The sequence below is a fragment of the Cellulophaga sp. RHA_52 genome (genome assembly GCF_007827205.1).
GTDB lineage: Bacteria > Bacteroidota > Bacteroidia > Flavobacteriales > Flavobacteriaceae > Cellulophaga > Cellulophaga lytica.
Genome location: NZ_VIRZ01000001.1, coordinates 3,069,366 through 3,095,652, shown reverse-complemented (window position 1 = coordinate 3,095,652; position 26,287 = coordinate 3,069,366). Strand labels below are relative to the sequence as shown.

Below are 26,287 nucleotides of genomic sequence, written 5' to 3'. Positions count from 1 at the left end.
TGTGTTATTTTTTCTTAAACACTTTATTTATTCCGTTTTGAAATAATTCTTTTTCGTAGTTATTAAGTCCAATTTTAAAAGTTATTAATGAGTAAACCATTGTATATATTGCGGCTTTGATTACAAAGTTAATTGCCCCATCATACGGAATGTAATTAAGAAGGTGTCCTAGAATCAATGAAATAATCAATGCAGGTAATATTTTACTCAATAGTTTTTTAAAAAAAGTTAGAATATTCAGTTTAGCAACTCTTACATAATAAAAGTTCATAATTACTTGAGCAGTTACCCAGCCTGTTAGTGTTCCTGAAATCATTCCTAAAACTCCAAAATCTTTAACCAAATATGCTCCAATTCCTGTTCCAATTATAAGTGAGGATAAATATAAAATTGCCTTGAAAGCAAGTTTATTTTGAGCTTCTAATATTAAATTAGCAAAAGATTGTACTAAAGGTACAGTGTAGGCAATCATAATTAATAAAGCTATAAGCCATATTGTGTTAGTTGTTGCAATAGATAATTCAGATCCAACCCATAGAAAAACAAATTGTCTACCAAAAAGTAAAAAAGCCCCAAAAATGAACATAAGAACAATAAACGAAAGTCTACCTACTTTAATCATTTCATTAGTAAGCTCTGCACTAGAAACTTTATTTACAGACATTTTTGTAGCTCTTGGTAAGAACATACTGGAAATAGCCGTGGAAAAAGCACCATAGTAGGAGCCTAAAGTTACACCTAGTCCATAAATAGTTATGATTTCAGAAGTACTTAGACGGCCAAGAACAAAGTAACCTGCTTGCCATTGAAATAGAGCAACCAATCCAAAAATAAAAATCCATCCAGAATAACTAAATATCTCTTTTATAAACTTAAATGAAAACTTATGTAATTTAAATTTTACTTTCAATTTTTTAAACACAAAAATTGAAGTAATTAATATTATCAATATATTAAAGGATGTATCAATAATTACTAACGCTATTGATTTTCCTCCTAGAGATAAAACAGCAACAACAGTAAGAGAACGTGTTATATACCGAATAATGTTTAACGCTTTGGGGAAAACAAAAGATTCATAACTGTAACAAATACCCGAAAAAGCAGCGCCAGGAAGACCTATTGCCAGGTTGAAAATTAAAATACCAAATATTGCTTTGGCAATTTTAATTTCTTCCCTATTCATTTTTGTAAAGTAGGAATCTAAAAAAAAAGTATAAAAGACAACACCAATAATAACAATGACTAATGATATAAAAAGATAAATTAGCATAGTGGTTGCTAAAAAGTTTTCCTCACCCTCTTTATCTTTTTCAGCTTGGTATTTTGCTACAAAACGTACAACGGTATTACTTAGACCAAAGTCTAACAATGAAATAGTACCAACAAAGGCTCCAATTGTTAAGTATATTCCGTATTCCGATGATCCTAAATGTTTTAGGATGAAAGGAGTTAATAAGATGCCCACTATATTAGTTAATAAAATAGTAGAATAATTTAGTAGAACACCTTTTTTTAGTTGACTCAAAATGGTTAGTTTTTATAGTTTACTAGAGGTTTGGTACTAGTTATAATCTTCCGTTAACTTTTTTAGGATCTAAAATGCCTTTAACATCATACAAAATACCATTTGGTTGCAGTAAACTTTGCAGGTCTAAGGCTAAAAATTCTTTATGAGCTACGGTTAGTACCACAGCATCATACTTTTTAATTGGTAGTGCTGTTGTAGTTTCTAAATTGTACTCATGAGCAACCTCTGCTGGGTTTGCCCAAGGATCATAAATAGTAACATTAGCACTGTAACTCTCTAATTGTTGTATAACATCTACAGCACGTGTATTACGTACATCTGGGCAGTTTTCTTTAAATGTAACCCCTAGTACTAAAATGTTGGCATTTTTAATTTTTATGTCTGCTTTAAGCATTAATTTAATAACTTCTGCAGCAACATAGCCGCCCATACTATCATTTAACCTACGACCAGCTAATATAATTTCTGGATGGTACCCAAACTCTTGGGCTCTTTGTGCCAAATAATAAGGATCTACACCTATACAATGCCCACCTACTAAACCTGGCTTAAATGGTAAAAAGTTCCATTTAGTGCCAGCTGCTTCTAGCACAGCGTGGGTATCTATGTCCATTAAATTAAAAATTTTAGCCAGCTCGTTAACAAAAGCAATATTAATGTCTCGTTGAGAGTTTTCTATAACTTTTGCAGCTTCAGCAACTTTAATGGTAGGAGCAAGGTGTGTACCTGCAGTTATTACAGACTTGTATAAATTGTCTACTTTAATACCTATTTCTGGTGTAGAACCAGCAGTTACCTTTAATATTTTTTCTACAGTGTGTTCTTTATCTCCTGGGTTTATACGCTCTGGAGAGTACCCAGCAAAAAAGTCTACATTAAATTTTAAACCACTGTGTTTTTCTAATACAGGAATACACTCTTCTTCTGTAACACCAGGGTATACAGTAGATTCATAAATTACAATATCTCCCTTTTTTAAAACTTTAGCAACTGTTTCACTAGACTTATATAATGGTGTTAAGTCTGGTCTGTTGTTTTTATCTACAGGCGTAGGTACGGTTACTACGTAAACGTTACAATCTTTTATATCATCTAAATTACTACTACAATACAAACCAGTATCTTTTATATCTGGTGTTTGTGATAATACACTTTGTAAAACAGCATCATCTACTTCTAACGTACTGTCTGTGCCAGATTGTAATTCTGCAATTCTTTCTTGGTTTATGTCAAAACCTATAACTGGGTACTTTGTAGCAAATAAGCGGGCCAAAGGTAAGCCAACATAGCCAAGACCAATAATTGCAATTTTTGAGGTATTCATAATATAGTGTTCTTTTATTAAATTATTTTAAATTTTCCCAATACCAATCTACGGCTTCTTTTAAGCCTTTTTTAATATTGTACTGAGGGTTGTAATTTAACAAGTTTTTTGCTTTGTCTATAGATGCTAATGAGTGCGGTACATCACCTTGTCTCTCTGGTCCAAATGTAACATCTACATCTTTAATTTTAGAGTCAAACTCACTTAGGTACTCTTTAAGTAAAGTTGTAAGTTCATTTAAATCTGTACGCTCACCATACGCAACATTGTATACCGTGTTAACAGCATCTTTATTTGTAGTAACAACAGCTAAAACATTCATTTGTATTACATTGTCTATATACGTAAAATCTCTAGAAAAAGATCCATCACCATTAATAACAGGAGATTCATAATCCATAAACTGCATTACAAATTTAGGAATTACGGCTGCATAAGCTCCTTTAGGGTCTTGCTTTCTTCCAAAAACATTAAAATAACGCAGGCCTATAGTTTCTATACCGTAAGTTTTAGAAAAAATTTCTGCATACAATTCATTTACATATTTTGTAATAGCATAAGGAGATAATGGTTTTCCAATTTTATCTTCAACTTTAGGAAGACCTTTAGAATCTCCATAAGTAGAAGAACTTGCTGCATAAACAAAACGTTTTACCCCATTATCTCTTGCTGCAACTAGCATGTTTAAAAAACCAGATACATTAACGTTGTTACTAGTAATAGGGTCATTAATAGATCTTGGTACAGACCCAAGTGCAGCTTGGTGCATTATATAGTCTACCCCTTTACAAGCTTTATGGCAATCATCTAAATTACGAATGTCACCTTCTATTAAAGTAAATTTAGGATTGTTAAAATGTTGTGCTATGTTTTTTTTATGGCCAGTTGCAAAATTATCTAAACAGGTTACTGTATTTCCGTTTTTTAATAATGCCTCACATAAATTAGAGCCAATAAAACCAGCTCCGCCAGTAACTAAAATATGAAAGTTTGGATTTAAGTTGAATGTTGTAATATCCATTTATTTTTTTTGAAAATTCAAAGGTATAATTGAAAGTACGAAATAACTGCTTTTTTGTTTTAGAACAATGTTATTTCCGATGAATTGTAATTTATAGTGGTTAAAGTTTTCTTCTACGTTTTTTTAGAGCATTTTATCATTCTGTTTTACGTTTAATTTTAGGTAAAATTTTTTAATAATTAGTATATGTAACAGATGTATATATGCGCTGTATTCACTTAAATACTATTGTTTTATTAAAGATTTGATTTTTGGCATTGTATGTGGTGATTGCTAAATGAAAAAAGTTGAAGTGTAGAATTATGGTTTAATATCGTATTTAAACGATTTTTATACATGTTTACCGATTTATTAAACCAGTACTCTTAAAATGAAAATAATTAAGATAAATTTGAAAATTGATGAATTGTTTGTAAGAACTTTATTAGCATTAATACACATATATGTCACAAGAAAGTAAAATATGGTTATCCTCTCCGCACATGGGCGGTGAAGAACAAAATTTTGTAAAAGAAGCTTTTGATACCAATTGGATAGCTCCTTTAGGACCAAATGTTACTTTTTTTGAGAATGATATTGCAGCATATGTAAAAAATGATGTTAGCGTTGCAGCCTTAAGTTCTGGTACAGCAGCTATACATTTAGCCTTAGAGATTTTGGGAATAAAGTCTGGAGATGAAGTTTTATGCCAAACATTTACGTTTTCTGCCTCTGCTAATCCTATAAAATATTTAGGAGCTACTCCTGTTTTTGTAGATAGTGAAAAAGATACGTGGAATATGTCTCCTAAGTTGTTAGAAGAAGCAATAGAAGATAGAATTGCTAAAGGAGTTAAGCCTAAAGCCATTGTTGCAGTACATTTATATGGTATGCCGTATAAAGTAACAGAAATTAACGCTATAGCAGAAAAATACAATATACCAGTAGTTGAAGATAGTGCAGAAGCACTAGGAAGTACGTACAATGGTGTAAAATGTGGAGGTTTTGGAACCGTAGGAATTTTGTCTTTTAATGGGAATAAAATAATAACAACCTCTGGTGGAGGGGCTTTAGTAACAAAAGATAAAGCTATAAAAGACAGAGCCGTTTTTTTAGCAACGCAGGCAAGAGAAGATGCACCACACTACCAACATAATGTTGTTGGATATAACTATAGAATGAGTAATGTATTAGCTGGTATTGGTCGTGGACAAATGTTAGTTTTAGACGATAGAGTAGCAGCTAGGAGAGCTAATTATCAATACTATTATGATAATTTACATTTAATAAAAGAGCTTGAGTTTTTAAATGAGCCTAGTGGAGTTTTTTCTAACAGGTGGTTAAGCTGTATTTTAACACCTTCCTTTAAAATTAGAGAAAAAATTAGGTTAGCATTATTAAATGAAAATATAGAGTCACGTCCATTATGGAAGCCAATGCATGCACAGCCTGTATTTAAGGATTGTGCAAGTTATATGGACGGAACTTCTGAGGATCTTTTTGAAAGAGGACTTTGCTTACCTAGTGGGTCTAATTTAGAGAAAAAAGATTTGGAAAGAATTGTACGTACAATAAAGTCTCAATTTATATGATTAAGAATTACTTAAATAATAATGTAACAAGGTACGCATCTAAATGGTTAGTTTTAGGTATAGATGTAGTAATAATGATTATTGCTTTTATCTTATCTTACTTTATTAGATATAACTTAACATTAGAGTTTGATGTTGCTCAGTTGCCATTTCAAATTCCTATTGTTGCTGTTGTTGCAGCCTTAGCTTTTTTAATTACAGGATCTTACAAAGGAGTAGTTAGGCATACAGGTGTTAAAGATGTGTATAATATTTTTAACGCAATATGTTTGTCTAGTATTTTAATGATTTTATTGGTTTTAGCAAACAAAAAACTAGACCTGTTTAGTTGGACAACCATACCATTACAAATTATTATTGTACATAGTTTAATTGCTTTTTTAGCGTTATCTGCATCTAGGTACTTATTTAAAACGCTTTACAATACCATAGTAAATAAAAGTTTATACAATACTAAAAGGGTTTTAATTTATGGCGCTGGTGAATCTGGTATTATAACGCATAGTGCTATTACAAACCACTCTAAATCTAATGTAAAAGTAGTTGGTTATGTAGATAATAATAGTAAAAAGGTTGGTAAAAGTATAAACGGAGTTAATGTTTATGCTAAAAGTGATTTGAATGAGGAGTTTATTGTAAACAATGGTATTTCTGAAGTTATTTTTTCAATTCAGAACATTAATCCAACCGCGCTTAGAGAATTGGTAGAGGGTATGGTTGATTATCCTGTTAAGGTTAAAATTGTTCCTCCTGTTGAGGATTGGATTAACGGAGAGCTAAATTTTTCACAAATAAAGCAAGTTCAAATTGAAGATTTACTAGATAGAGCCCCAATTACTATTGAAAACTCTAAAATATCTGGTGAATTAAAAGACAAAGTGGTAGTTGTAACTGGTGGGGCTGGCTCTATAGGTAGTGAACTAGTAAGGCAAATATGTAAATATAATTACAAATCATTAATAGTTATAGACCAGGCAGAGTCTGCTCTTTATGATTTGCAGCAAGAATTAAAACAAAATGGATACCATAATTTTTTCCCTATAGTTGGTGATATTAGGGATAAAAACAGGTTAAATTATCTTTTTACAGAACATAAACCTAATATTGTGTTTCATGCTGCTGCTTATAAGCATGTTCCTTTAATGGAGTACAACTCTTATGAAGCTATAAAAATTAATGTTGCAGGAACTAAGGTTCTTGCAGATTTATCTATACAACATAATGTAGATAAGTTTGTGTTTGTTTCTACAGATAAAGCTGTTAACCCTACTAATGTAATGGGGGGTACCAAGCGTATAGCAGAAATGTATATTAGTTGTATGCAACAAGAAAACAAAACTAAGTTTATTACTACAAGGTTTGGTAATGTTTTAGGATCTAATGGTTCTGTAATTCCATTGTTTAAAAGACAAATAGATAAAGGAGGGCCATTAACGGTAACCCATAAAGATGTGACTCGTTTTTTTATGACAATTCCAGAAGCGTCTCAGTTAGTTTTAGAAGCTGGAGCAATGGGAGAAGGAGGAGAAATTTTTATATTTGATATGGGTAAGCCAGTTAAAATATTTGATTTAGCTAAAAATATGATTAAACTTTGTGGTTTAAAATATCCTGAAGAAATGGATATTAAAATTACTGGTTTAAGACCAGGAGAAAAGTTATATGAAGAACTTTTAGCTAACGGAGAAAATACAATGCCTACGTATCATAAAAAAATAATGATAAGCAAGGTGAGGGAGTTAGATTATGTTAAAACGCGTTCATTAATTGATGAGCTGTGTGTTAATAATATGTTCTTTAAATCTAACACTGTAAGTCTAATGAAAGATATTGTACCTGAGTTTATTTCTAGTAATTCAGATTTATGCAAAATAGATATTGAGAAAGAGAAAAACGAAGAAAAAAAGATACTACAAACATTAACTAAATAACAAGTAAAACAATCCTATGAGAACCATTAAAACTTTTTTAAATAAAGTACTACCTATATTTGCAGTTGTGATGACTATTTCATGTGCATCTAAAAAGGATGTTGTGTATTTTCAAAATTTATCAGCTTTTGAAACAATGGTAGATACAGATACGTATACCACAAGATTAAAAGTTGGAGACAAAGTAGGAATTGCAATTACAAGTGAAAACCCAATAGCAAGTGCCCCTTTTAATTTAACCACAAGCGCTAGTGCATCAGGTGAAGAGTCTAGTGGTATTTCTAATTACTTGGTAGATGTAGAAGGAAATATAACACTTCCTGTTTTAGGAAGTATTCAAGTTAAAGGTGCTTCTGTTCCAGAAATTAAATCTCTAATAAAGAAAAAATTAATAGAAGGAGGGTTGCTAAAAGATCCACAGGTTCTGGTTTCTTTAGATGGTTTTTATATTACTATTTTAGGTCAAGTTAGGTCTCCTGGAACCTTTTATATTCCAGGACAACGTATTACTATTTTACAAGCTTTAGGTATGGCTGGCGACTTAGATATTTCAGGTAAAAGAGATAACGTTTTGGTAATGCGTGATTTTAACGGTACTAAAGTTTCTACAAGGATAGATTTAACCAAAAAAGAAGTTTTAAATTCACCTGTTTACTATTTAACTCAAAATGATGTGGTTTATGTAGAACCTAATGAGTCTAAAGTAAATGAATCTAAATCTAGCAACAGAGCATTGACATTATCTGTGGCATCATTACTATTGACTTTAACAACTACCGTAGTTGTACTATTAAGAAACTAAAATAGAACAATTACAAAGAATTGATTATACGTTTATGGATTTAAACTCTACAACTAATATCAAAAATGGTATTGATATTAAAGAAATAATTAAAAATTACACAAAAAACTGGAAGTGGTTTTTAGTAGCTATGATCTTGGCTTTAGTATTGGCTTTTGTGTATTTGAGGTATACAACACCCCAATACTCTGCTATAGCTAAAATTCAAATATTATCTGAAGAGAGCTCTAAAAGTGAATTGAGTGTATTAAAGGATATGGGAGGTTTTTCGTCAGGTAGTGACGTTGAAGTCTTAGATGAAATACTGTCAATAAAATCAAGATCAAATTTTATTGAAGTAGTTAAAAGCTTAAATTTAAATGTTAAGGTATATACTGAAGGTAGAATTTTAGAAACAGAAGTCTATAAAAAAACGCCTTTTACGTTTAATTTTTTAGAGCAAGATTCTATAGTAGACAAGGCTAATTTTTCTTTTTATATAAATTATTTAACGGAAGATATGTTTGGTTTTTCAAGAACTGAAGAAGCTAATGTAGAAAAATATACTTTTGGTTCTAAAGTAGAAACTCCTGCAGGAGATGTTGTTATTACACCATCTTTTGAAGATGTAAAAAATTATAAAGGAAGAAAATTTAAGGTTGTAGTTAGTCCTGTAGAACTTATTGCAGAGAGTTATAGAGCAAAGGTAAATATTGCGCCAACGGAGAAAGGGTCTAAAATGTTAGATTTATTTTTAACAGATAATGACCAGCAAAAAGCAAAGGATATTTTAAATGAATTAATTAGAATATACAACAAAAACGCTTTAGACTCTAGAAAAGCTATTGCAGATAAAACTTCTAATTTTATTGATGAGAGGATAAAAGTTATTGCATCTAGTTTATCAAATTATGATCAAGAGGCGCAAGATTTTAAAAGTCAAAAAGGAGTCTCGGATATTCAAGGTGAAACAAGCTTAAATTATAGTATGAGTACATCTAGTAGTCAGGAATTAGAAAGTGCTAGAATACAACTGGGTATAGTTGAAGCAATGAAAGACCAAGTAGAAAACCAAGACGGATTTGATGTTTTGCCAACTGGTGTTACGCAAGACCCATCTATAACTAGTGCTGTAAGTAAGTATAATGAACTGGTTATTACTAGAAAGAACTTATTAAAAAATGCTAGTGCAAATAATCCTGCAGTTCTTGCATTAAATAGTCAATTGGCAGGTATTAAACAAGGGGTGGCTTCTAGTTTGTCTAGTACTAAAAATGCATTAGGCTTACAGGTTAATAACCTAAGTAAACAGGTGAGTCAATTTAGGTCTAAGCTTTATACATCACCAATAAATCAAAGAAAATTAACAGATATAGCAAGAAAACAAAACAGTATTGAAGGAATTTATTTGTTTTTACTGCAAAGAAGAGAAGAGTCTCAAATAGCATTTGCTTCCGCTACTCCTAAGTTAAAAGTTATAGATAACGCCTATAATTACGGATATGGGCCTGTGTATCCTGTAAAAAGAAATATATACTTACTAGCTATAGTTGCAAGTTTATTCATTCCATTTGGTTTTATATATGTTAGTGATTTGTTAGATAATAAAATTCATAACAAATTAGATTTAGAAAAAATTGTTGGGTCTATACCTGTAGTTGCAGAAATCCCTAGCTTAGGTAAAAAACCAGGTTTGGTTCAAAAGAATGACAGATCGGTTTTAGCAGAATCTTTTAGAATTTTACGTACTAATATTGATTATTTAATAAATACTAGTAAAAAGTCGTCGGGTAAAAAGAATAATATAGTTTATTTAACTTCTAGTGTATCTGGAGAAGGTAAAACTTTTTTAGCATCTAACTTAGCATTAATTTTTGCTAATACGGGTAAAAAAGTATTGTTGGTAGGTGCAGATATTAGAAACCCCAAATTATATACATTTTTTGATGCTTCAGAAGAAAAAGGGAATAAACGTGCTAAAAATACAGGTTTAACAGAGTACCTTACTTCTGATATTAAAATAAAAGATATTGTAAAGCCAACAGTTTATGGTGAAACTGAATTAGATATTATTTACTCTGGTAAAATTCCGTCTAACCCAGCAGAATTATTGATGAGCACTAAAATGGAATCATTATTAAAAGAAGTATCTGAAATTTATGATTACGTAATTGTAGATACTGCTCCTATGGTTGTAGTTACAGATACATTATTAATAAGTAAGTATGCAGACCAGTTATTATATGTTACCAGAGCTGGTTCTACAGAAAATAAGGTTATTCAGCACCCAATTCATTTAAAAGAAGAAGGTAAAATAAGTAATCTAAGCTTTATAGTTAATGATGTGCCAGAAGCAGATTTAGGCTATGGAGGTAAGTATGGTTATGGTTATGGAGTAAATAAAAAACGTTGGTGGCATTTATTTAAAAAATAAGGTTACCAAGAATATTAAATTAAAAAGTCCCAGTTTTTCACTGGGACTTTTTTTATTCAAAATTATAGTTGGTATTTTCTATAATAGGTTTTAGTAACTCTATTGTTTTAAGCGGGAGCTTGATTTCCTTTAAGACTTTTAATTGTCTTATGTTATGTACATCAGACCCTATAAAGTTATACATTTTATTGTCTAGTAGTTTTAAAGCTGCTTTGTGCACATCTGGACCGTAATAATTACACAATGACAATAAATTAAGCTGAAAAAAAGTACCAAGCTCTTTATAATAGTTATAATCTTTAAATTTATTATGTGCAAACGCATAGCGTTCTGGGTGAGCTAAAATAGGGGATAAAGGTAGTTTATTTAACTTCTGAACAGCTTGTTTTAAATTAATTGACTCTTGTAGAAAAGACATTTCAATTAAAATATAGTCATTATTTAAAGACATATACTCTTTAGAGTCTATAAGCTCTTCAAAATAGGGGTCTACCATATGCTCCGCAGCAATATCTATTGTAAAGTCGTTTATGTTTTTAGTTTTTAGTTCTTTTTGTAATGTTGCTAAAGAGGTTGTTATACTTTTTGAAGTATTTGGGTAGTAACCACTCATAATATGCGGTGTACATATAAATTTAGTTACACCAAAATCTTTAAAACCACTTAAAATTTCTAATGATTCTTCTGGTGTTTTTGCACCATCATCTATGCCAGGTAAAATATGGTTGTGTATATCTGTATACCCTTCTAGATAATCAACTAAAAAATATTTTTTACTAAAAAAATGAAACATAGTAATTTTACTTTTTTTGTATTGCTAAAATTATATTTTTTTAACGTACTTGGTAATAATTACAATTTGTTGTCCGTCTACTTTGCCCTCTATATATTCTGCATTTTCATGATCTAAAGATACTCTACGTACAGCAGTTCCTCTTTTTGCTACCATACTAGAGCCTTTTACGGGTAAATCTTTAATTAATACAACACTATCGCCGGCGTTAATTATAACACCATTACTATCTCTGTGTACAATTTTATCTTCAGGATCTTCTCCTTCTCCAGTAGCTTTAGCCCATTCTAAATTATCTTCTTCTAAATACATCATATCTAGCAGGTCTTCTGGCCATCCTTCACTACGTAACCTACTTAGCATACGCCAAGCAATAATTTGTACAGGTATATGCTCACTCCACATACTATCATTTAAACATCTCCAGTGATTTGGTTCTGTTTGTTCTGGGTCTTCTATTTGAGTAATACAGGTACTGCAGGCTAGTATATTGTCTTGTAAATCACTATTTTTTGCAGGTAAAACTTGGTAAGGACTTAAGTTTTCTTCATTGGAGCAAAGTTCACATTTGTTTTGGCTTCTTTTTTTTAATTCTCTTTCGATGCTCATAAGGTATTTTATTATTAATTAACGCCAAAAATACGTATAATGTTTGTTCTAAGCTTACTAAGTTTATAAGTTTAATTTAGACTTATTTTTATTTTATATCTACTGCCTATTTTTGCCTTTAGATCTTGTTTTTATTCTTAAATTTGTAACCTAAACCAAACCCATTTTTACTCTTGAAAGACACCTTAAAACATCGTGGTAAACGTAATCTTTTGGCTAACATTTTAATAGAAAAAGGTATTGAAGATACCAAAGTTATTGAAGCTATTAAAAAGGTTCCAAGACACTTGTTTTTGGATAGTAGTTTTGAAGATCATGCATATCAAGATAAAGCTTTTCCTATTGGTGCAGAGCAAACCATTTCTCAGCCTTATACTGTTGCTTTTCAGTCTCAATTGTTAGAAGTTAAGCAAAATGATGTAATACTAGAAATAGGTACAGGGAGCGGATACCAAACTGCGGTATTATTGCAATTAGGAGCTAGAGTTTATACTATTGAAAGACAATCTCAGTTGTTTAAAAAGAATAAATTATTTTTTCCTAAAATGGGGATTAGACCTAAAAAAGCAATTTTAGGAGACGGCTACAAAGGATATCCAGAGGAAGCTCCTTTTGATGGTATTATAGTTACAGCTGGCGCGCCTATAGTGCCAAAACCGTTACTTGCACAACTTAAAATAGGAGGTAGGTTAGTTATACCAGTTGGTGTAGAAGATCAAATAATGACGTTGTTTGTACGTAAATCTGAGCTAGAGTTTGAGAAACAAGAATTTGGATCTTTTAAATTTGTACCGCTTTTAGAAAATAAAAACTAGTTATTAAAACTCTTTTTTATTCTATCTAAATTTCTCTTGTTGTCTCTATCTTTAATAGAGTCTCTTTTATCATGTAGTTTTTTACCTTTAGCTAAAGCAATGTTTATTTTTGCTAAACCTTTATCATTTAAAAACATATTTAACGGTACAATTGTTAAACCAGTATTTTTAACTTCTTTCTCTAGTTTTTTAAGCTCTCCTCTGTTAAGTAGTAATTTACGAGATGCTTTTGGTTGGTGGTTGTAATGAGATCCGTGAGAGTACTCATCTACTTGCATATTAATTATAAAAAGTTCGTTTCTGTCATTAAATTCACAAAAACTTTCTGTTATAGAGGCTTTACCTTCTCTTATAGATTTTATTTCTGTACCAGACAAAACTAAGCCAGCTGTATAAGTATCAATTAGTTCATACTCAAACCTAGCTCTTTTATTTTTAATATTGATTTTTTTCTGCATCATAGAGTGCAAAAATAGAATATTTTAAACCAACTTTGTAAAGATTTTAAAAACATTACAACTAATGCACAAAAGATTTTATTTTATGATTAAAAAAAGTATGTTTTTCTTATTACTGATTGCTTTTGCAGCGTGTAAGAATGAAAAAAAAGTAGCAATTAGCGCACAAAGTATTGTAGATAACGCCATAGCCGTTTCTGGAGATAGCTTGTATAAAACTAAAAAGATGTCTTTTGATTTTAGAAATAAAAAGTATGTTTTATTGCAAGAAAATGGCAAGCGTATAATGAAACGTATTTTTAAACAAGATTCTACAATTGTTACAGATGTAAAGGCTGCTAAGTTTACACGTTTAGTAAACGATAGTGTTGTTGCAGTTGCAGATTCTACTGCTCGTAAATATGATAATGCTATTAATTCAGTTTTTTACTTTGCTCTTTTACCTTATGGTTTAAATGATGCCGCTGTTAAAAAAGAATATTTAGGAGAAGTTACAATTAAAAATAAGCAGTACTATAAAGTTAAAGTTACTTTTAGTAAGGCAAATGGAGGTGATGATTTTGAGGATACTTATTTGTATTGGTTTAATAAAGAAACAGCAAAACCAGATTATTTAGCGTATAAGTTTTTTGTTAATGATGGTGGTATGCGTTTTAGAGTAGCTTACAATGAGCGTTATGTAAACGGAATTAGGTTTGTAGATTATGAAAACTACAAACCTAAATCTGAATCTATGAATATTTTAGAGATAGATAAAATGTTCCAGAATAATGAGTTGAAATTGTTATCTAAAATAGAGTTAGATAATATTATTGTCTACTAATATCTAAATTAAGTTTAATAGCAGTGGCTTGTGTGCCAATTATTGTTACTACAAATAAGCCACTGTTATCATAGTCATCAATTTGTTCAAATTTTTCTTCGCCAATTATAGCATTTACAAATTTAGGAATAGTATTACTGTGGCCTACAACTAAAACTTTTTTACCATAATTATCTGTTACAAATTGCTGTGGTTCTATAGTAGTTGGGTCATAACTGGTAACAGAAATTCCTTTTTGTACAGATGTAGGGGCAGCTGTCATTTGTGTTCTTTGGTAATCTGTAGAGTAAATAGCTTCTAATGCAACAGGCTCAAAAACCTTTGCCCAAAATATAGATCTACCTAAGCCTTCTTGAGATAATTCTGGATCTTGATTTTCAGAATTTGATCTATCCTTTTCTGCGTGCCTAATAAAATAAAAAGTAGAGACAGTATTGTTTATTTCTTCATCTGCGGCATTATTTTTATCGTTTTTACACGCTAGTGTTACAGTAAAAAGTATGATTAAAAGAATAGGTTTTAAAAATTTCATCTGTTTACTAATTTATTTTGATGTTGTTGTATATAGTATAACTTACTTTTTGTAAAAAAAGTATACAATAATAGTATTTGTAACGCCTTTTATTTTACTAAAAATAGTAGCTTATAAGTATTATAGTTTAACCTCTTTTTCTATAAGATGATTAATGTAGTTTACAGTGTTTAAAAGATACTTTCGGTCTTGTGTTATTGTTGCCATTGCAACAGAACCTTGTAGCATTGTATAAAGTTGCTTAGCAAATTGTAATGGAGTTACAGGTAGCTTTAATTCGTTATTATTAACACCCGTTTCTAAAACAGCAGCAATTTTACCTTCTATAGTGCGTACAATTTCTTTAGCGGCACTAGAAAGTGTTTTGTTGTTGTATTCTGCGTCTACACCAACATTTATTATTGGGCAACCTCCCATATCTAATGTAAAAACAGCATATTGTCTATAAAAACTAGTAAGGTTGTATATTTTGTCTAAAGATGTTCCTTCTATATTTAGGCGTTCATCAATTTTATTTAAAAGTTTAGTAGTGTTATAGTTAAAAGCGGCTAAAGCAATTTCTTCTTTGTTTTTAAAATTACCATATAAAGCGCCTTTTGTTAGGCCTGTTGCATTTGTAATATCACTCATACTTGTACCAACATAGCCTTGTTTGCTAAATATTGGCGCAGAAGTTTTAATGATAAATTCTTTGGTTTTTTCTGCCTTGGTGGACATATGCTATTTGTTGTTTCTACGAATATATAAAATCTATAAAATAGAACCATAAAAAAAGCTTCCATAAAGGAAGCTTTTTTGCTTTTATTATTAAATTATATTAATTATTGTTTCTAAATACCAATTTATCATCAAAACTATCTATTAAAACAATGCTATCTGTGGTAATATTGCCAGATAATATTTCTTTAGATAAATTATTAAGTACTTCTTTTTGTATTATACGTTTTACAGGTCTTGCACCATATTGCGGATCATAGCCTTTTAATGCTAAAAAGCCAACAGCCTCATCTGTAGCATCTATTGTAATATTTTGCTCGGCAACAAGTTTTTTAAGCGCGTTTAATTGTAAACGTACAATTTTTTTAATGCTATCCTTAGATAACGGTGTAAACATAACAATGTCATCAATTCTGTTTAAAAACTCTGGTCTAATACTTGCTTTTAGCAAGCCTAACACATCTGTTTTAGCTGCTTCAGTAGCTATTGTAGCATCTTTATGAGTGTTAAAACTTTCTTGTATTATACTGCTTCCCATATTACTTGTCATAATAATAATGGTATTTTTAAAATCTGCAACACGACCCTTGTTGTCTGTTAATCTACCTTCATCTAAAACCTGTAGTAAAATATTAAAAGTATCTGGATGTGCCTTTTCAATTTCATCTAATAAAATAACAGAGTAAGGTCTACGTCTTACAGCTTCTGTTAATTGTCCGCCTTCATCATAACCAACATACCCAGGAGGTGCACCAACCAATCTGCTTACAGAGTGGCGTTCTTGGTACTCACTCATATCAATTCTGGTTAAAGCATTTTCATCATCAAACAAGTAGGAAGCAAGTGTTTTAGCAAGTTCTGTTTTACCTACACCTGTTGTACCTAAAAATAAGAATGAGCCTATTGGACGCTTAGCATCTTGTAAACCAGATCTACTTCTTCTAATAGCATTAGCTACAGCCTCTATAGCTTCTTCTTGCCCTACTACACGCTTGTGTAATACAGCCTCTAAGTCTAATAGTTTTTCTCTTTCACTTTGTAGCATTTTTGTTACCGGTATACCGGTCCATTTAGCAACAACATCTGCAATGTCTTCATAGGTAACTTCTTCTTGTATTAAAGTACCATTACTTTGTTGCTCTGCAAGTGTGTTTTGTAGTTTTTCTAATGCTTCTTGGGCTTCTTTAATTTTACCGTATCTAATTTCAGCAACTTTACCATAATCACCATTACGTTCTGCGCGTTCTGCCTCTAACTTATAATTTTCTATATCTTGTTTTACTTGTTGTATATTATCTACAACTGTTTTTTCACTATCCCATTTTGCAAAAATTTCATTACGTTCTTCTTTAATATTAGCAAGATCTACGTTTAAAATTTTTAGCTTATCCTTATCATTTTCTCTTTTAATAGCTTCAATTTCAATTTCTAATTGCATTATTTTACGGTCAAGAACGTCTAATTCTTCTGGCTTAGAATTAATTTCCATACGTAATTTTGCAGCAGCTTCATCCATTAAGTCAATAGCCTTATCCGGTAAAAATCTGTTTGTTATATAGCGTTGCGATAATTCTACGGCACCAATAACTGCTTCATCCTTAATGCGTACTTTGTGGTGTGCTTCGTATTTTTCTTTTATTCCTCTTAATATAGAAATAGAACTTTCTGTACTTGGTTCATCTACTATTACTTTTTGAAATCTACGCTCTAAGGCCTTGTCTTTCTCAAAATACTTTTGGTATTCGTCTAAAGTTGTAGCACCTATAGCACGTAATTCTCCACGTGCTAATGCAGGTTTAAGTATGTTTGCTGCATCCATAGCACCATCTCCGCCACCAGCACCAACTAGTGTATGTATTTCGTCAATAAATAATACAATTTCACCATCTGCAGAGGTTACTTCTTTAATAACCGACTTTAAACGTTCTTCAAACTCACCTTTATATTTTGCACCAGCAATTAAGGCACCCATATCTAATGAGTATATAATTTTACCTTTTAAGTTTTCAGGAATATCTCCTTGAATAATACGGTGTGCAATACCTTCTGCAATTGCTGTTTTACCTACCCCAGGCTCACCAACTAACATTGGATTGTTTTTTGTTCTACGAGATAAAATTTGCAAAACTCTTCGTATTTCTTCATCTCTCCCAATTACAGGGTCTAGTTTGCCTTCATCTGCTAATCTGTTTAAATTTTTAGCATATTTTTCAAGTGAATTGTAATTTTCTTCTGCACTTTGTGATGTAACATTGTTACCATTTCTTAACTCTGCTATAGCTGCGTTTAAATCTTTTTCTGTTACCCCTTGATCTTTTAAGATCTGAGAAATTTTACTTTTAGATTTAAAAATAGCCAATAACAAATGTTCTGTAGACACGTATTCATCATTCATTTTTTTAGCTACTATTATAGCTTCGTTAACTGTTTTACCTGCTTCACGAGACATCATTATATCTGCGCCTGTTACTTTTGGTAAACTTTGCAATTCTTTGTCTACAATTTGTGTTAATAACGCAACATTTACATTTAGCTTTTTTAATATAAAAGGCATTACATTTTCATCTACTTTAATTAATGCTTTAAATAAATGTTCGTTTTCTATTTGTTGATTGCCAAGCTCCTGAGCTAGCAGTTGGGCTTGCTGCAAGGACTCTTGAGATTTTATTGTGAAATTATTAATGTTCATATATGTTGTATATTTTATAGTATTAGTATTTTTACGGAGTTAAAGACAATTACCTTACCAAAACAGTAATACAGACAAAATGACTGTTTTTACGGGGTTTTGCAAGACATTTAGTCAGTTGTAAGGTTGTGTTTTTAGATCGACTTAACTATAAAATTAATATTTATAATGGGAATATTTACAGGTTTATTTGGTGGTAAGGAAGAAAATAAAAAAGAGGAAAAAGATTTACCTTGGATACCCTTAACTACTGTTGCGCAATTGCAAGATATTGAAGAAAAATCTAAAACAAAAACGCAGTTTATTTTTAAGCATTCTACCACTTGTGGTATTAGCCGTATGGTTATAAAAATGTTTAGAGATACATACAATTTTACAGAAGACCAAGCAGACTTATACTACTTAGATTTGTTGCAATACAGAGAAGTTTCTAATGAAACAGGGTATAAGTTTCAGGTAATTCATCAATCACCACAATTGTTGGTTGTAAAAAATGGAGTTGCGGTTGCTGATGCTTCTCACGGTTCTATAACAGACTTAGATTTAGAAAAATATTCATAAATAAAAACGCCCTTGCATTTGCAAGGGCGTTTTTATTAGAACTTATTATTAGAACTTATTATTAGAACTTATGTCTTATAATAATGTTTTTTAAATTGGCCTTTAAACTTTCACCAGCATCATAAACCATTTGCTCGTTGGTAGGGAACTCCACAGATTTTAAGCTTAACATAGAAATTAAATCACTTGTTAAAGCTCTTTTATCACCTCTATAATTTGCGTAGTTGTGTTCAAAAACAAACTGACTAGCTAAAGGGTATGTATTTACTTGTTGCCTTGTATTTAAATCTATAAAGCTTACAACACCAGTTACTTGCGCAGACTTAGATTGTGTAAATTGGTAAAAATTACACCTTACAGTTTTAAATTTATCTGTTTTTACTTTGTTGCCATCTTCATCTACAACAACTTCACCATCTTCATCTAGTACATATTTGTAACCATCTTTAATTTGAGACTCTTTTACAAGTTCTTTTTCTCTAATCTGTTCTGGTGAAATATTTATTTCTCTAAAGTCTACTTCCATTTCATAATCATACTTAACAGTACTCATTGGTTGTGCGTGGTACTCTGTCCATAAATCATTTAAGCCATAGGTATTAAAGTTTAGTAAATCATCTTCTAAACGTACCGGAATAATTTTATCTGTACTATTTATAAGCTTTACTCTAACATAATCTATTCCTTTGTTGTGTGCTTCTTCAATTTTTATTCTGCTGTCTTCATAATTAGGACTCAACTCGTTTAGATAATTAAAATCATCATATGCTCTTCTGTAATCATCTTTGCTCACTGCGTTAGCAAGTAAATTACTAGCGTTACTATATAAATAGTCTGCTAACTGTTTTTTAGAAGACAATATTTTATCATTATAATTAACAATATTAAAATCTGCATTTCTGTTTTCATCTACTATCCTTAATGGTAGTAATGGCTTAATTTGTTCTTGTATATTTTTAAGTCGTGTGTAGGCATTAAAAATATTTTCGTAGTTAGCAGCGTTGCCGTCTTTCTTTAAAAAGGCAATATTACTTAATTCTCTTTCTGTATTTTTTTTAAATGCATCTTCTAATAATGAGATATATGGTTGGTTGCTTTTTTTAGTTTTATTAGAAGCTAAATTTTTAATAGAAGTTTGTATTACAGATAAATAGTTACCTGTATTTATTGCTTCTTGAGTCTTTTTAACTCCACTACAGGAGGCTAAAAAAATTGATACTGCGGTTAATAGTAAAATTTTTTTCATAACATCTAAATTTAATATTGTAGGTATGTTTTCAATAGTCGTGCCAACATACAAAAGAGAAAACGCTTACAGTGGTTAAATAGTATATTTTACAAGGGGTAATAGCGTAATATTTTTTTTGTTAGAATATAATTATGGTCTAATATTTTGATTAATAGTATAATTATTGAGCAAAAAAAATTCCCTTTAAAAGGGAATTTTTTAAATGTATATGTAAATTATTTAATGGATATTGCAGGTAGTAATTTAGTAGAAACTTCTCCAAAACCAATACGCACACCGTCTTTTTTACAATAACCTCTTAAGGTAACAGTGTCATTATCTTGTATAAATTTTCTGGTTTCTCCGTTAGATAATTCTACTGGTTTAGTTCCTTGCCAAGACAACTCTAGCATAGATCCGTAAGAGTCTGGAGTTGGACCAGATATGGTTCCGCTACCCATCATATCACCACTATTAACCTTACAACCATTTATGGTGTGGTGAGCAAGTTGTTGAGCCATTGTCCAGTACATGTATTTAAAATTAGATTTAGAAACAGTAGTAGGTTCTCCATTTTCTGGTGTAATATCTACTTCTAAATTAATATCAAAAGATTTATCTCCTGTTTGTTGTAAATAGGGTAGTGGTTTAGGTTCTTGTGCAGGGCTCGCTGTTCTAAAAGGTTCTAAAGCATCTAATGTAACTATCCAAGGAGAAATTGAAGAAGCAAAGTTTTTAGCTAAAAACGGGCCTAGAGGTACATATTCCCATTTTTGAATATCTCTGGCACTCCAATCATTAAATACTACCATACCAAAAATATAATCTTCGGCTTCATCAACAGGTATAGGTTCACCTAATAGGTTAGCGTCTGTAGTAATAAAAGCAGTCTCTAGTTCAAAATCTACTAATTTTGATGGGCCAAATACAGGAGTTTCTTCACCCTTAGGTAATGTTTGTCCGTTTGGTCTATGTACAGGAGTGCCGCTTGGTATAATTGTAGAGCTTCTGCCGTGGTAACCAACAGGTATATGCAACCAATTTGGTAATAAAGCATTGTTAGGGTCTCTAAACATTGTACCAACATTAGTAGCATGTTCCTTACTAGAGTAAAAATCTGTGTAATCACCAATTTGTACAGGTAATTGCATTTCTACCTCATTCATAGTAAAAAGTACAATTTTTTTGTGCTCTTCATTATTTTGTAATGCAGGATTGTTAATATCAAAAATTTCGCTAATTCTGTTGCGAACCAAGCGCCATGTTTTTTTACCGTCTGATATAAAATCATTTAAAGAATCTTGTAAAAAAATATCATCTGTTAACGGTATACCATCAAAATACCCTAATTGGTGCAGAGCACCTAAATCTATTGCATAGTCTCCTATACGAGTACCTATGGTAATAATATCGTCCCTGGTTAAAAATACACCAAAAGGAATATTCTGAATTGGAAAGTCTGAAGTAGAATCAACAGAAATCCAAGATTTTTTTGAAGGATCGTTAGTTTTTATAGGCATATTGTACGTGTTAATTTTTTTTTGATAAATTTCTTTTCAAATATATTATTTTCTTCTGATTAAAGAATCTCAATTTGTATTTTTACACTTTATTAACGCAATAAAATATCTATGCAACGCGATAACCAAATTTTTGATTTAATTAATGACGAAAAACAACGTCAATTAGAAGGAATAGAATTAATAGCTTCAGAGAATTTTACAAGTCCACAAGTTATGGAGGCAGCAGGTTCTGTGCTTACCAATAAATATGCAGAAGGTTATCCTGGAAAGCGTTATTATGGTGGTTGTGAGGTTGTTGATGAAATTGAGCAATTAGCAATAGATAGAGCAAAAGAGCTTTTTGGAGCAGAATATGTAAACGTACAGCCACACTCGGGGTCACAGGCAAATGCATCTGTATATCATGCGTGCTTAAAGCCTGGAGATACTATTTTAGGTTTTGATTTATCTCATGGAGGGCATTTAACTCACGGATCTCCTGTAAACTTTTCTGGGCGTTTGTATAATCCGGTTTTTTATGGAGTAGAAGAAGAAACTGGAGTTTTAAACTATGATAAAATACAAGAAATAGCAACTAAAGAAAAGCCTAAAATGATTATTGCAGGTGCTTCTGCTTACTCTAGAGATATAGATTTTGAGCGTTTTAGAGTTATTGCAGATAGTGTTGGTGCTTTGTTGTTAGCAGATATTTCGCATCCGGCAGGTTTAATTGCAAAGGGTATATTAAATGACCCAATGCCACATTGCCACATTGTTACTACTACTACGCACAAAACATTACGTGGTCCTAGAGGAGGAATGATTATGATGGGGAAAGATTTTGAAAATCCTTTTGGGATAAAACTTAAAAATGGAAATTTACGTAAGATGTCTGCTTTATTAGATTTAGCAGTTTTTCCTGGTAACCAAGGCGGACCATTAGAGCATATTATAGCAGCCAAAGCTGTAGCTTTTGGAGAAGCTTTAACAGATGAGTACTTACATTATATGATTCAGGTTAAGAAAAACGCAGCAGCTATGGCAGCAGCTTTTGTTAAAAAAGATTATAAAATAATTTCTGGAGGTACAGATAACCATATGATGCTTATTGACCTAAGAAATAAAAATATAACAGGTAAGGACGCAGAAAATGCTTTAGTTAAAGCAGATATTACTGCAAATAAAAATATGGTTCCTTTTGATGATAAATCTCCTTTTGTAACTTCAGGAATCCGTTTTGGAACTGCGGCTATTACAACACGTGGTTTAAAAGAAGATGATATGCAAACTATTGTAGATTTTGTAGATGCTGTAATTAATAGCCCAGAAGATGAAGAGGTTATTTTAAATGTTAGAGAAAAAGTAAATGCTCTAATGGAAGGTAGAGCATTGTTTAATTAATAGTAAACTTATAATAACCGTTAAAAAAATGGAAAACCTATACAGGTTTTCCATTTTTTATATATGATCTATCATAAACAGATCACCTCTATTAGTGCTGTTGTTGCGCACATCATAAATAACGGCATCTTCTTCAGACTCATAATAAAGTCCCCAGAATCCAAAGTAAGATTTTTCAGTTATATTGGTTAAGCTTATATTATCTTCAGATAAAATTGGCAAATGTATTTCTGTAGGTAATTCTAAATTTTCAGTCATTAAACATTCTACATTAGTAACTAACGTATCTAAAATGGCATCTAAGCTATTAACTATACTATTGTTGCATACTTTACTTATAATTACAGATGTATCTGCTAAATAAATAGCACATTCAGCTATATCTACAAATTGTTCTGTATTACACCTTAACTTTTCTAAACTTTTGTAAAATTGCTCTAATCTAGATGAGTTTACATCTAATTTATCTTTTAACCAATTAGAGTTGTTGTAAAAACACACACCTTCTGATAGCCAAAAGTTAGATTGGAACTCAATACCTATTTCAAAAGCATCAGGTTTATTGTTTAAGATCCTAATAAGAACTCTAGAAAAATATGCTTTTTCTAGTTCGTTTCTAAAAATTTCTAGTTGTTCTAATATACACTCTGGGACATTATTAGAATAACGTATATCATTGTATTGCGATGGGTTAGACATCATAGTATCAATTGTAGGTGGTTATACTTACTACAAAGCTATGATGATTTTTTGAGTTTGGATTATACGTAAACCTTGGATTTTTTGAGGTTATTATCTTAAATGGGCAAAAAAATGTTAAAGTTTTTAACAGCGTAAGTTGCTACTTACATTCTTTTAAATAAAGCCCCTCCTTTTTGCCTCGTTAATTAAGGCAAGGTCATTTTCGTTTTCAATATCAAAAATAAATTTAAGTTTACGCTTTCTGGTTTCTATACCTGTTACAGATAAATTAACGTAATCTACTAAGTCTTTTGTTTTAATTCCTAATGATAAACGATATAGTATTTCTTTATCATCTTCATTAATCATTATATTGTTAGTCATTGTTTTTCTAAAAACATCAATGGCAGATTTAGAATAGTATGTACTATCATTTAAAACATTATCTAATGCTTTTTCAATCACTTCTTCATTAACTTCTGTTTTAACAATGTAGCCATCTGGGTTTACAGAAGAAAATATATTACTAATTCGCAAACTGTCGCTAAATGAAGATTGAAATATTATTTTTGTTTTAGGAGATATCTCTCTTAAAAGCATCCCTAAATGTTCTCCAGTTTTGTTTCCATCAATATTTTCTTTGTCTGGTTTTTCAATTTGTATGTCTAAAAATGCAACATCAAAAATATTACTTTCAATTATTTTTTTAGCCTCTTGGTAGCTATTTGCGGTGGTTAAGTTAATATTATATTTAGCTGGGTTTATATCTGCAAATGTATACTGGTATCCTTTTAGTATAAGTTGATGATCATCAACAGCTAATATTTTTAGGGTTCGCATATTTTGTTAAACTTTGATCTGGTTTATGAATTAAATACTTTTTTATCTTCTACAGGTATGGTAATGTAGATTTTTGTTCCTTCACCAATTTTACTCTCTATATTAACGTTTGCATTAATTTTATTAGCTCTAGAGTAAATATTTTTAAGTCCAATACCTCTTTTTTTCTTTTGGAGGTTAAAACCTACACCATCATCAGATAAAATTACTGATAAATTTGAATTCTTCATACTTAAATCTAATAAAATGTTTTCTGCTTTAGAATATTTTACACAGTTTTGTACACCTTCTTGTATTATTCTATATAGGTTAATTTTAATTTCTGCATTTAAGTAATCCCAATCTATTTTTTTATCAAACGTAAAGCTTGTTTTTATATTTGATGCTTTACTGGTATTGTGTAAAAGTTCTATAATAGAATTTGTAAAGTTTTGCATTTTTTTGGATGATGCAGCACTTAATGTATGTGATATTGTTCTAATTTCTTCTGCAGTTTCTTGTAATTGCTTTATAAGATCTAAACGCTCTGCAATTGCTTCTTCATCTGCTCTTTTGTTTGTGGCTTTTAAAATTAAACCTATACCAGTTAAGCTGCCAAGTACACCATCATGTAACTCCTGAGATATGCGTAGTTGCTCTTCTTGTTTGGCTTGTGCAAGTTTTCCTTTTTGATCTAACATTAAGTTAAATGTTTCTAAGTTGGTTTCTTGCTGTTCTTGTTCAAATTTTAATTTCTGATTTTTTATATACTGACTACCAATTATAAAAATAGCAAAAGCCAATAGGAGGGCACCAATTACAAAAGATATTAGAATTTGTTTTTGTTCTTCTAATTCTTCTTTTTCTTCAATTACCTCGTCAGTTTCATATTTAATACGAGTAAATTTATCTTGTATCATACGCTCCTCTGCAATTAAGCTATCATTTAAAACAATATATTTATGAGCATAGTTACTTGCATTTATGGGGTCTATAGATGTTAAAATGTCATATGCTTGTAATAATCGTTTATTGTTTTTGTTTGCTAAGGAATACTCTTCAGATTTTTTAGCGTTTTCTAACGCTTTAGAAGTATCCTTTTTTAAAATGTAAAACTCCGCTAAATTATAATGACTAATAGCTAATCCTGTGTTGTCTCCTAAGCTATCTCTAATTTGTAAGGCGCGTATTAATTGTTTTTCTACATTAATTGTATCTTTAATTTTTAACTTAGTATAGGCTAGGTTGTCTAAAACTTTAGCGTAGAATAATGCTTTTTTTTCATACAAACTGTCTACGGCTAACACTTTTTCATAGTTTTCTATTGCATTATCATAATCTTCTTTATCTCTATATACATTAGCAATATTGTTTACTAAGGTTGTATTTATTTTACTTTTAGGTTTAATCTTTTTGTAATATTCTAGTGCTTTATTATAGTACTCTAAAGCTCTATCATGTTCTTTTAGTGCATTAGTAACTGATCCTAAATTGTTGTATGAACTATATAGTTCTAAATCTGAGTCTTCAACATCATCAAATAATTCAATAGCTTTTATGGTAGATATTTCACTACCTCTATAATCTTTTACATGTGATTGTAAAATAGAGAGTGATTGAAGAACTGTACCTTCTTTTTTCTTCTTTTTTTGAAGAGCAAAAATGTTTTGTGCTTTTAAGTAGTAAACGTAACTACTGTCTACTTTTAATTTTTCGTGGAAAAAATATCCCAGATCCCAATAAGCATAAGCTAATAATGTAGAGTCTTTTTGTTTTAGAGATAACTCCATTACTTTTTTATTGGTTTCTCTGAAATTTAAGGAGTCGTCTTGTGTTAAATAAGTGTATGCAAGTGAGTGTAGTTGTCTTCTGTAAACAGAATCCTTTTTATGTTGCAAAAGGTTTGTAGTATCTTTTGTTTTTTGTTGATGCTTTGTAACTTCTACAAGCTGTTGCTTCTCCTTTTTTTGATTACAAGAAAATAGTAATACCGTAATAATAAGTAGCGTATATAATTTTTGCACGTAGATTGGGTTTTTAAATACCCCAAGGTATAAAAAAAGCCT

The 26,287-nt window shown here is 30.7% G+C and carries 22 protein-coding genes; 8 read left to right on the top strand and 14 right to left on the bottom strand.

The window, feature by feature from the left end; genetic code table 11:
- Nucleotides 1-4: 4 nt before the first annotated feature.
- From JM80_RS13690 to JM80_RS13680, 3 genes are read right to left on the bottom strand one after another with little or no spacing between them, the layout of a single operon-like run.
- Entirely contained in the window at nt 5-1,528 is a 1,524-nt protein-coding gene (locus JM80_RS13690) for a lipopolysaccharide biosynthesis protein (protein ID WP_186439771.1), read from the bottom strand.
- A 40-nt stretch (nt 1,529-1,568) separates the two neighbouring features.
- Nucleotides 1,569-2,855, bottom strand: a complete 1,287-nt coding sequence (locus JM80_RS13685) for a nucleotide sugar dehydrogenase (RefSeq protein WP_144710574.1) — start codon at nt 2,853-2,855, stop codon at nt 1,569-1,571.
- A gap of 22 nt (nt 2,856-2,877) precedes the next feature.
- Entirely contained in the window at nt 2,878-3,876 is a 999-nt protein-coding gene (locus JM80_RS13680; RefSeq protein WP_051456053.1) for an SDR family oxidoreductase, read from the bottom strand.
- Nucleotides 3,877-4,319: 443 nt separating this feature from the next.
- Here JM80_RS13680 and JM80_RS13675 point away from each other — a divergent pair, with 443 nt between their 5' ends.
- From JM80_RS13675 to JM80_RS13660, 4 genes are read left to right on the top strand one after another with little or no spacing between them, the layout of a single operon-like run.
- Nucleotides 4,320-5,447, top strand: a complete 1,128-nt coding sequence (locus JM80_RS13675) for a DegT/DnrJ/EryC1/StrS aminotransferase family protein (protein ID WP_144710572.1) — start codon at nt 4,320-4,322, stop codon at nt 5,445-5,447.
- Nucleotides 5,444-7,378, top strand: a complete 1,935-nt coding sequence (locus tag JM80_RS13670) for a nucleoside-diphosphate sugar epimerase/dehydratase (RefSeq protein WP_075695473.1) — start codon at nt 5,444-5,446, stop codon at nt 7,376-7,378. Before JM80_RS13675 ends, JM80_RS13670 begins: the two co-directional genes overlap by 4 nt.
- A gap of 16 nt (nt 7,379-7,394) precedes the next feature.
- Nucleotides 7,395-8,180 carry a polysaccharide biosynthesis/export family protein gene (locus JM80_RS13665; RefSeq protein WP_038506539.1) on the top strand — a complete coding sequence of 262 codons (786 nt, stop codon included), beginning with the start codon at nt 7,395-7,397 and terminating at the stop codon, nt 8,178-8,180.
- Nucleotides 8,181-8,214: 34 nt separating this feature from the next.
- The gene (locus JM80_RS13660) at nt 8,215-10,593 is read left to right on the top strand and encodes a tyrosine-protein kinase family protein (RefSeq protein WP_144710570.1); all 2,379 of its coding nucleotides are present in this window, start codon (nt 8,215-8,217) and stop codon (nt 10,591-10,593) included.
- Between the two features lie 52 nt (nt 10,594-10,645).
- Here JM80_RS13660 and JM80_RS13655 read toward each other — a convergent pair whose 3' ends face one another.
- Nucleotides 10,646-11,386 carry a tyrosine-protein phosphatase gene (locus JM80_RS13655; protein WP_075695474.1) on the bottom strand — a complete coding sequence of 247 codons (741 nt, stop codon included), beginning with the start codon at nt 11,384-11,386 and terminating at the stop codon, nt 10,646-10,648.
- A 30-nt stretch (nt 11,387-11,416) separates the two neighbouring features.
- Nucleotides 11,417-11,995 carry an alkylphosphonate utilization protein gene (locus JM80_RS13650; protein ID WP_144710568.1) on the bottom strand — a complete coding sequence of 193 codons (579 nt, stop codon included), beginning with the start codon at nt 11,993-11,995 and terminating at the stop codon, nt 11,417-11,419.
- Nucleotides 11,996-12,168: 173 nt separating this feature from the next.
- On the opposite strand from JM80_RS13650, the gene JM80_RS13645 reads away from it, so the two are divergent.
- The gene (locus JM80_RS13645) at nt 12,169-12,810 is read left to right on the top strand and encodes a protein-L-isoaspartate(D-aspartate) O-methyltransferase (protein WP_013622207.1); all 642 of its coding nucleotides are present in this window, start codon (nt 12,169-12,171) and stop codon (nt 12,808-12,810) included.
- On the opposite strand, the gene smpB is transcribed toward JM80_RS13645, so the two are convergent.
- Nucleotides 12,807-13,268 carry an SsrA-binding protein SmpB gene (gene smpB / locus JM80_RS13640; RefSeq protein WP_034644707.1) on the bottom strand — a complete coding sequence of 154 codons (462 nt, stop codon included), beginning with the start codon at nt 13,266-13,268 and terminating at the stop codon, nt 12,807-12,809. The genes JM80_RS13645 and smpB overlap by 4 nt on opposite strands.
- 85 nt (nt 13,269-13,353) lie before the next feature.
- On the opposite strand from smpB, the gene JM80_RS13635 reads away from it, so the two are divergent.
- Nucleotides 13,354-14,091 carry a DUF6503 family protein gene (locus JM80_RS13635; protein ID WP_255436806.1) on the top strand — a complete coding sequence of 246 codons (738 nt, stop codon included), beginning with the start codon at nt 13,354-13,356 and terminating at the stop codon, nt 14,089-14,091.
- Here the strand turns inward: JM80_RS13635 and JM80_RS13630 are convergent.
- The 3 genes from JM80_RS13630 to clpB all read right to left on the bottom strand — a co-directional run bounded on the left by JM80_RS13630 (nt 14,078) and on the right by clpB (nt 18,029).
- Nucleotides 14,078-14,623, bottom strand: a complete 546-nt coding sequence (locus JM80_RS13630) for a phosphoglycerate mutase family protein (RefSeq protein ID WP_144710566.1) — start codon at nt 14,621-14,623, stop codon at nt 14,078-14,080. The genes JM80_RS13635 and JM80_RS13630 overlap by 14 nt on opposite strands.
- Nucleotides 14,624-14,743: 120 nt before the next feature.
- The gene (locus JM80_RS13625) at nt 14,744-15,340 is read right to left on the bottom strand and encodes a TetR/AcrR family transcriptional regulator (RefSeq protein WP_013622211.1); all 597 of its coding nucleotides are present in this window, start codon (nt 15,338-15,340) and stop codon (nt 14,744-14,746) included.
- Nucleotides 15,341-15,440: 100 nt separating this feature from the next.
- Complete coding sequence (gene clpB / locus JM80_RS13620) at nt 15,441-18,029, bottom strand: ATP-dependent chaperone ClpB (protein ID WP_144710564.1); 2,589 nt, start codon at nt 18,027-18,029, stop codon at nt 15,441-15,443.
- Nucleotides 18,030-18,197: 168 nt separating this feature from the next.
- On the opposite strand from clpB, the gene ytxJ reads away from it, so the two are divergent.
- On the top strand, nt 18,198-18,590 hold the full coding sequence (ytxJ, locus tag JM80_RS13615; RefSeq protein WP_013622213.1) for a bacillithiol system redox-active protein YtxJ: 393 nt from the start codon (nt 18,198-18,200) through the stop codon (nt 18,588-18,590).
- A 61-nt stretch (nt 18,591-18,651) separates the two neighbouring features.
- On the opposite strand, the gene JM80_RS13610 is transcribed toward ytxJ, so the two are convergent.
- Both JM80_RS13610 and fahA read right to left on the bottom strand, forming a co-directional pair.
- Complete coding sequence (locus JM80_RS13610; RefSeq protein WP_144710562.1) at nt 18,652-19,836, bottom strand: hypothetical protein; 1,185 nt, start codon at nt 19,834-19,836, stop codon at nt 18,652-18,654.
- Between the two features lie 218 nt (nt 19,837-20,054).
- A complete protein-coding gene (fahA, locus tag JM80_RS13605; RefSeq protein WP_013622215.1) occupies nt 20,055-21,338 on the bottom strand; it encodes a fumarylacetoacetase in 1,284 nt (427 codons plus the stop codon).
- 111 nt (nt 21,339-21,449) lie between these two features.
- Here fahA and glyA point away from each other — a divergent pair, with 111 nt between their 5' ends.
- Entirely contained in the window at nt 21,450-22,721 is a 1,272-nt protein-coding gene (gene glyA / locus JM80_RS13600; protein WP_013622216.1) for a serine hydroxymethyltransferase, read from the top strand.
- Nucleotides 22,722-22,778: 57 nt separating this feature from the next.
- Here the strand turns inward: glyA and JM80_RS13595 are convergent, their stop codons facing one another.
- From JM80_RS13595 to JM80_RS13585, 3 genes are all read right to left on the bottom strand, one after another.
- Entirely contained in the window at nt 22,779-23,423 is a 645-nt protein-coding gene (locus JM80_RS13595) for a hypothetical protein (protein WP_013622217.1), read from the bottom strand.
- 153 nt (nt 23,424-23,576) lie between these two features.
- Nucleotides 23,577-24,242 carry a response regulator gene (locus JM80_RS13590; protein ID WP_013622218.1) on the bottom strand — a complete coding sequence of 222 codons (666 nt, stop codon included), beginning with the start codon at nt 24,240-24,242 and terminating at the stop codon, nt 23,577-23,579.
- A gap of 23 nt (nt 24,243-24,265) precedes the next feature.
- Nucleotides 24,266-26,245, bottom strand: a complete 1,980-nt coding sequence (locus tag JM80_RS13585) for a sensor histidine kinase (protein ID WP_013622219.1) — start codon at nt 26,243-26,245, stop codon at nt 24,266-24,268.
- Nucleotides 26,246-26,287: the final 42 nt, after the last annotated feature.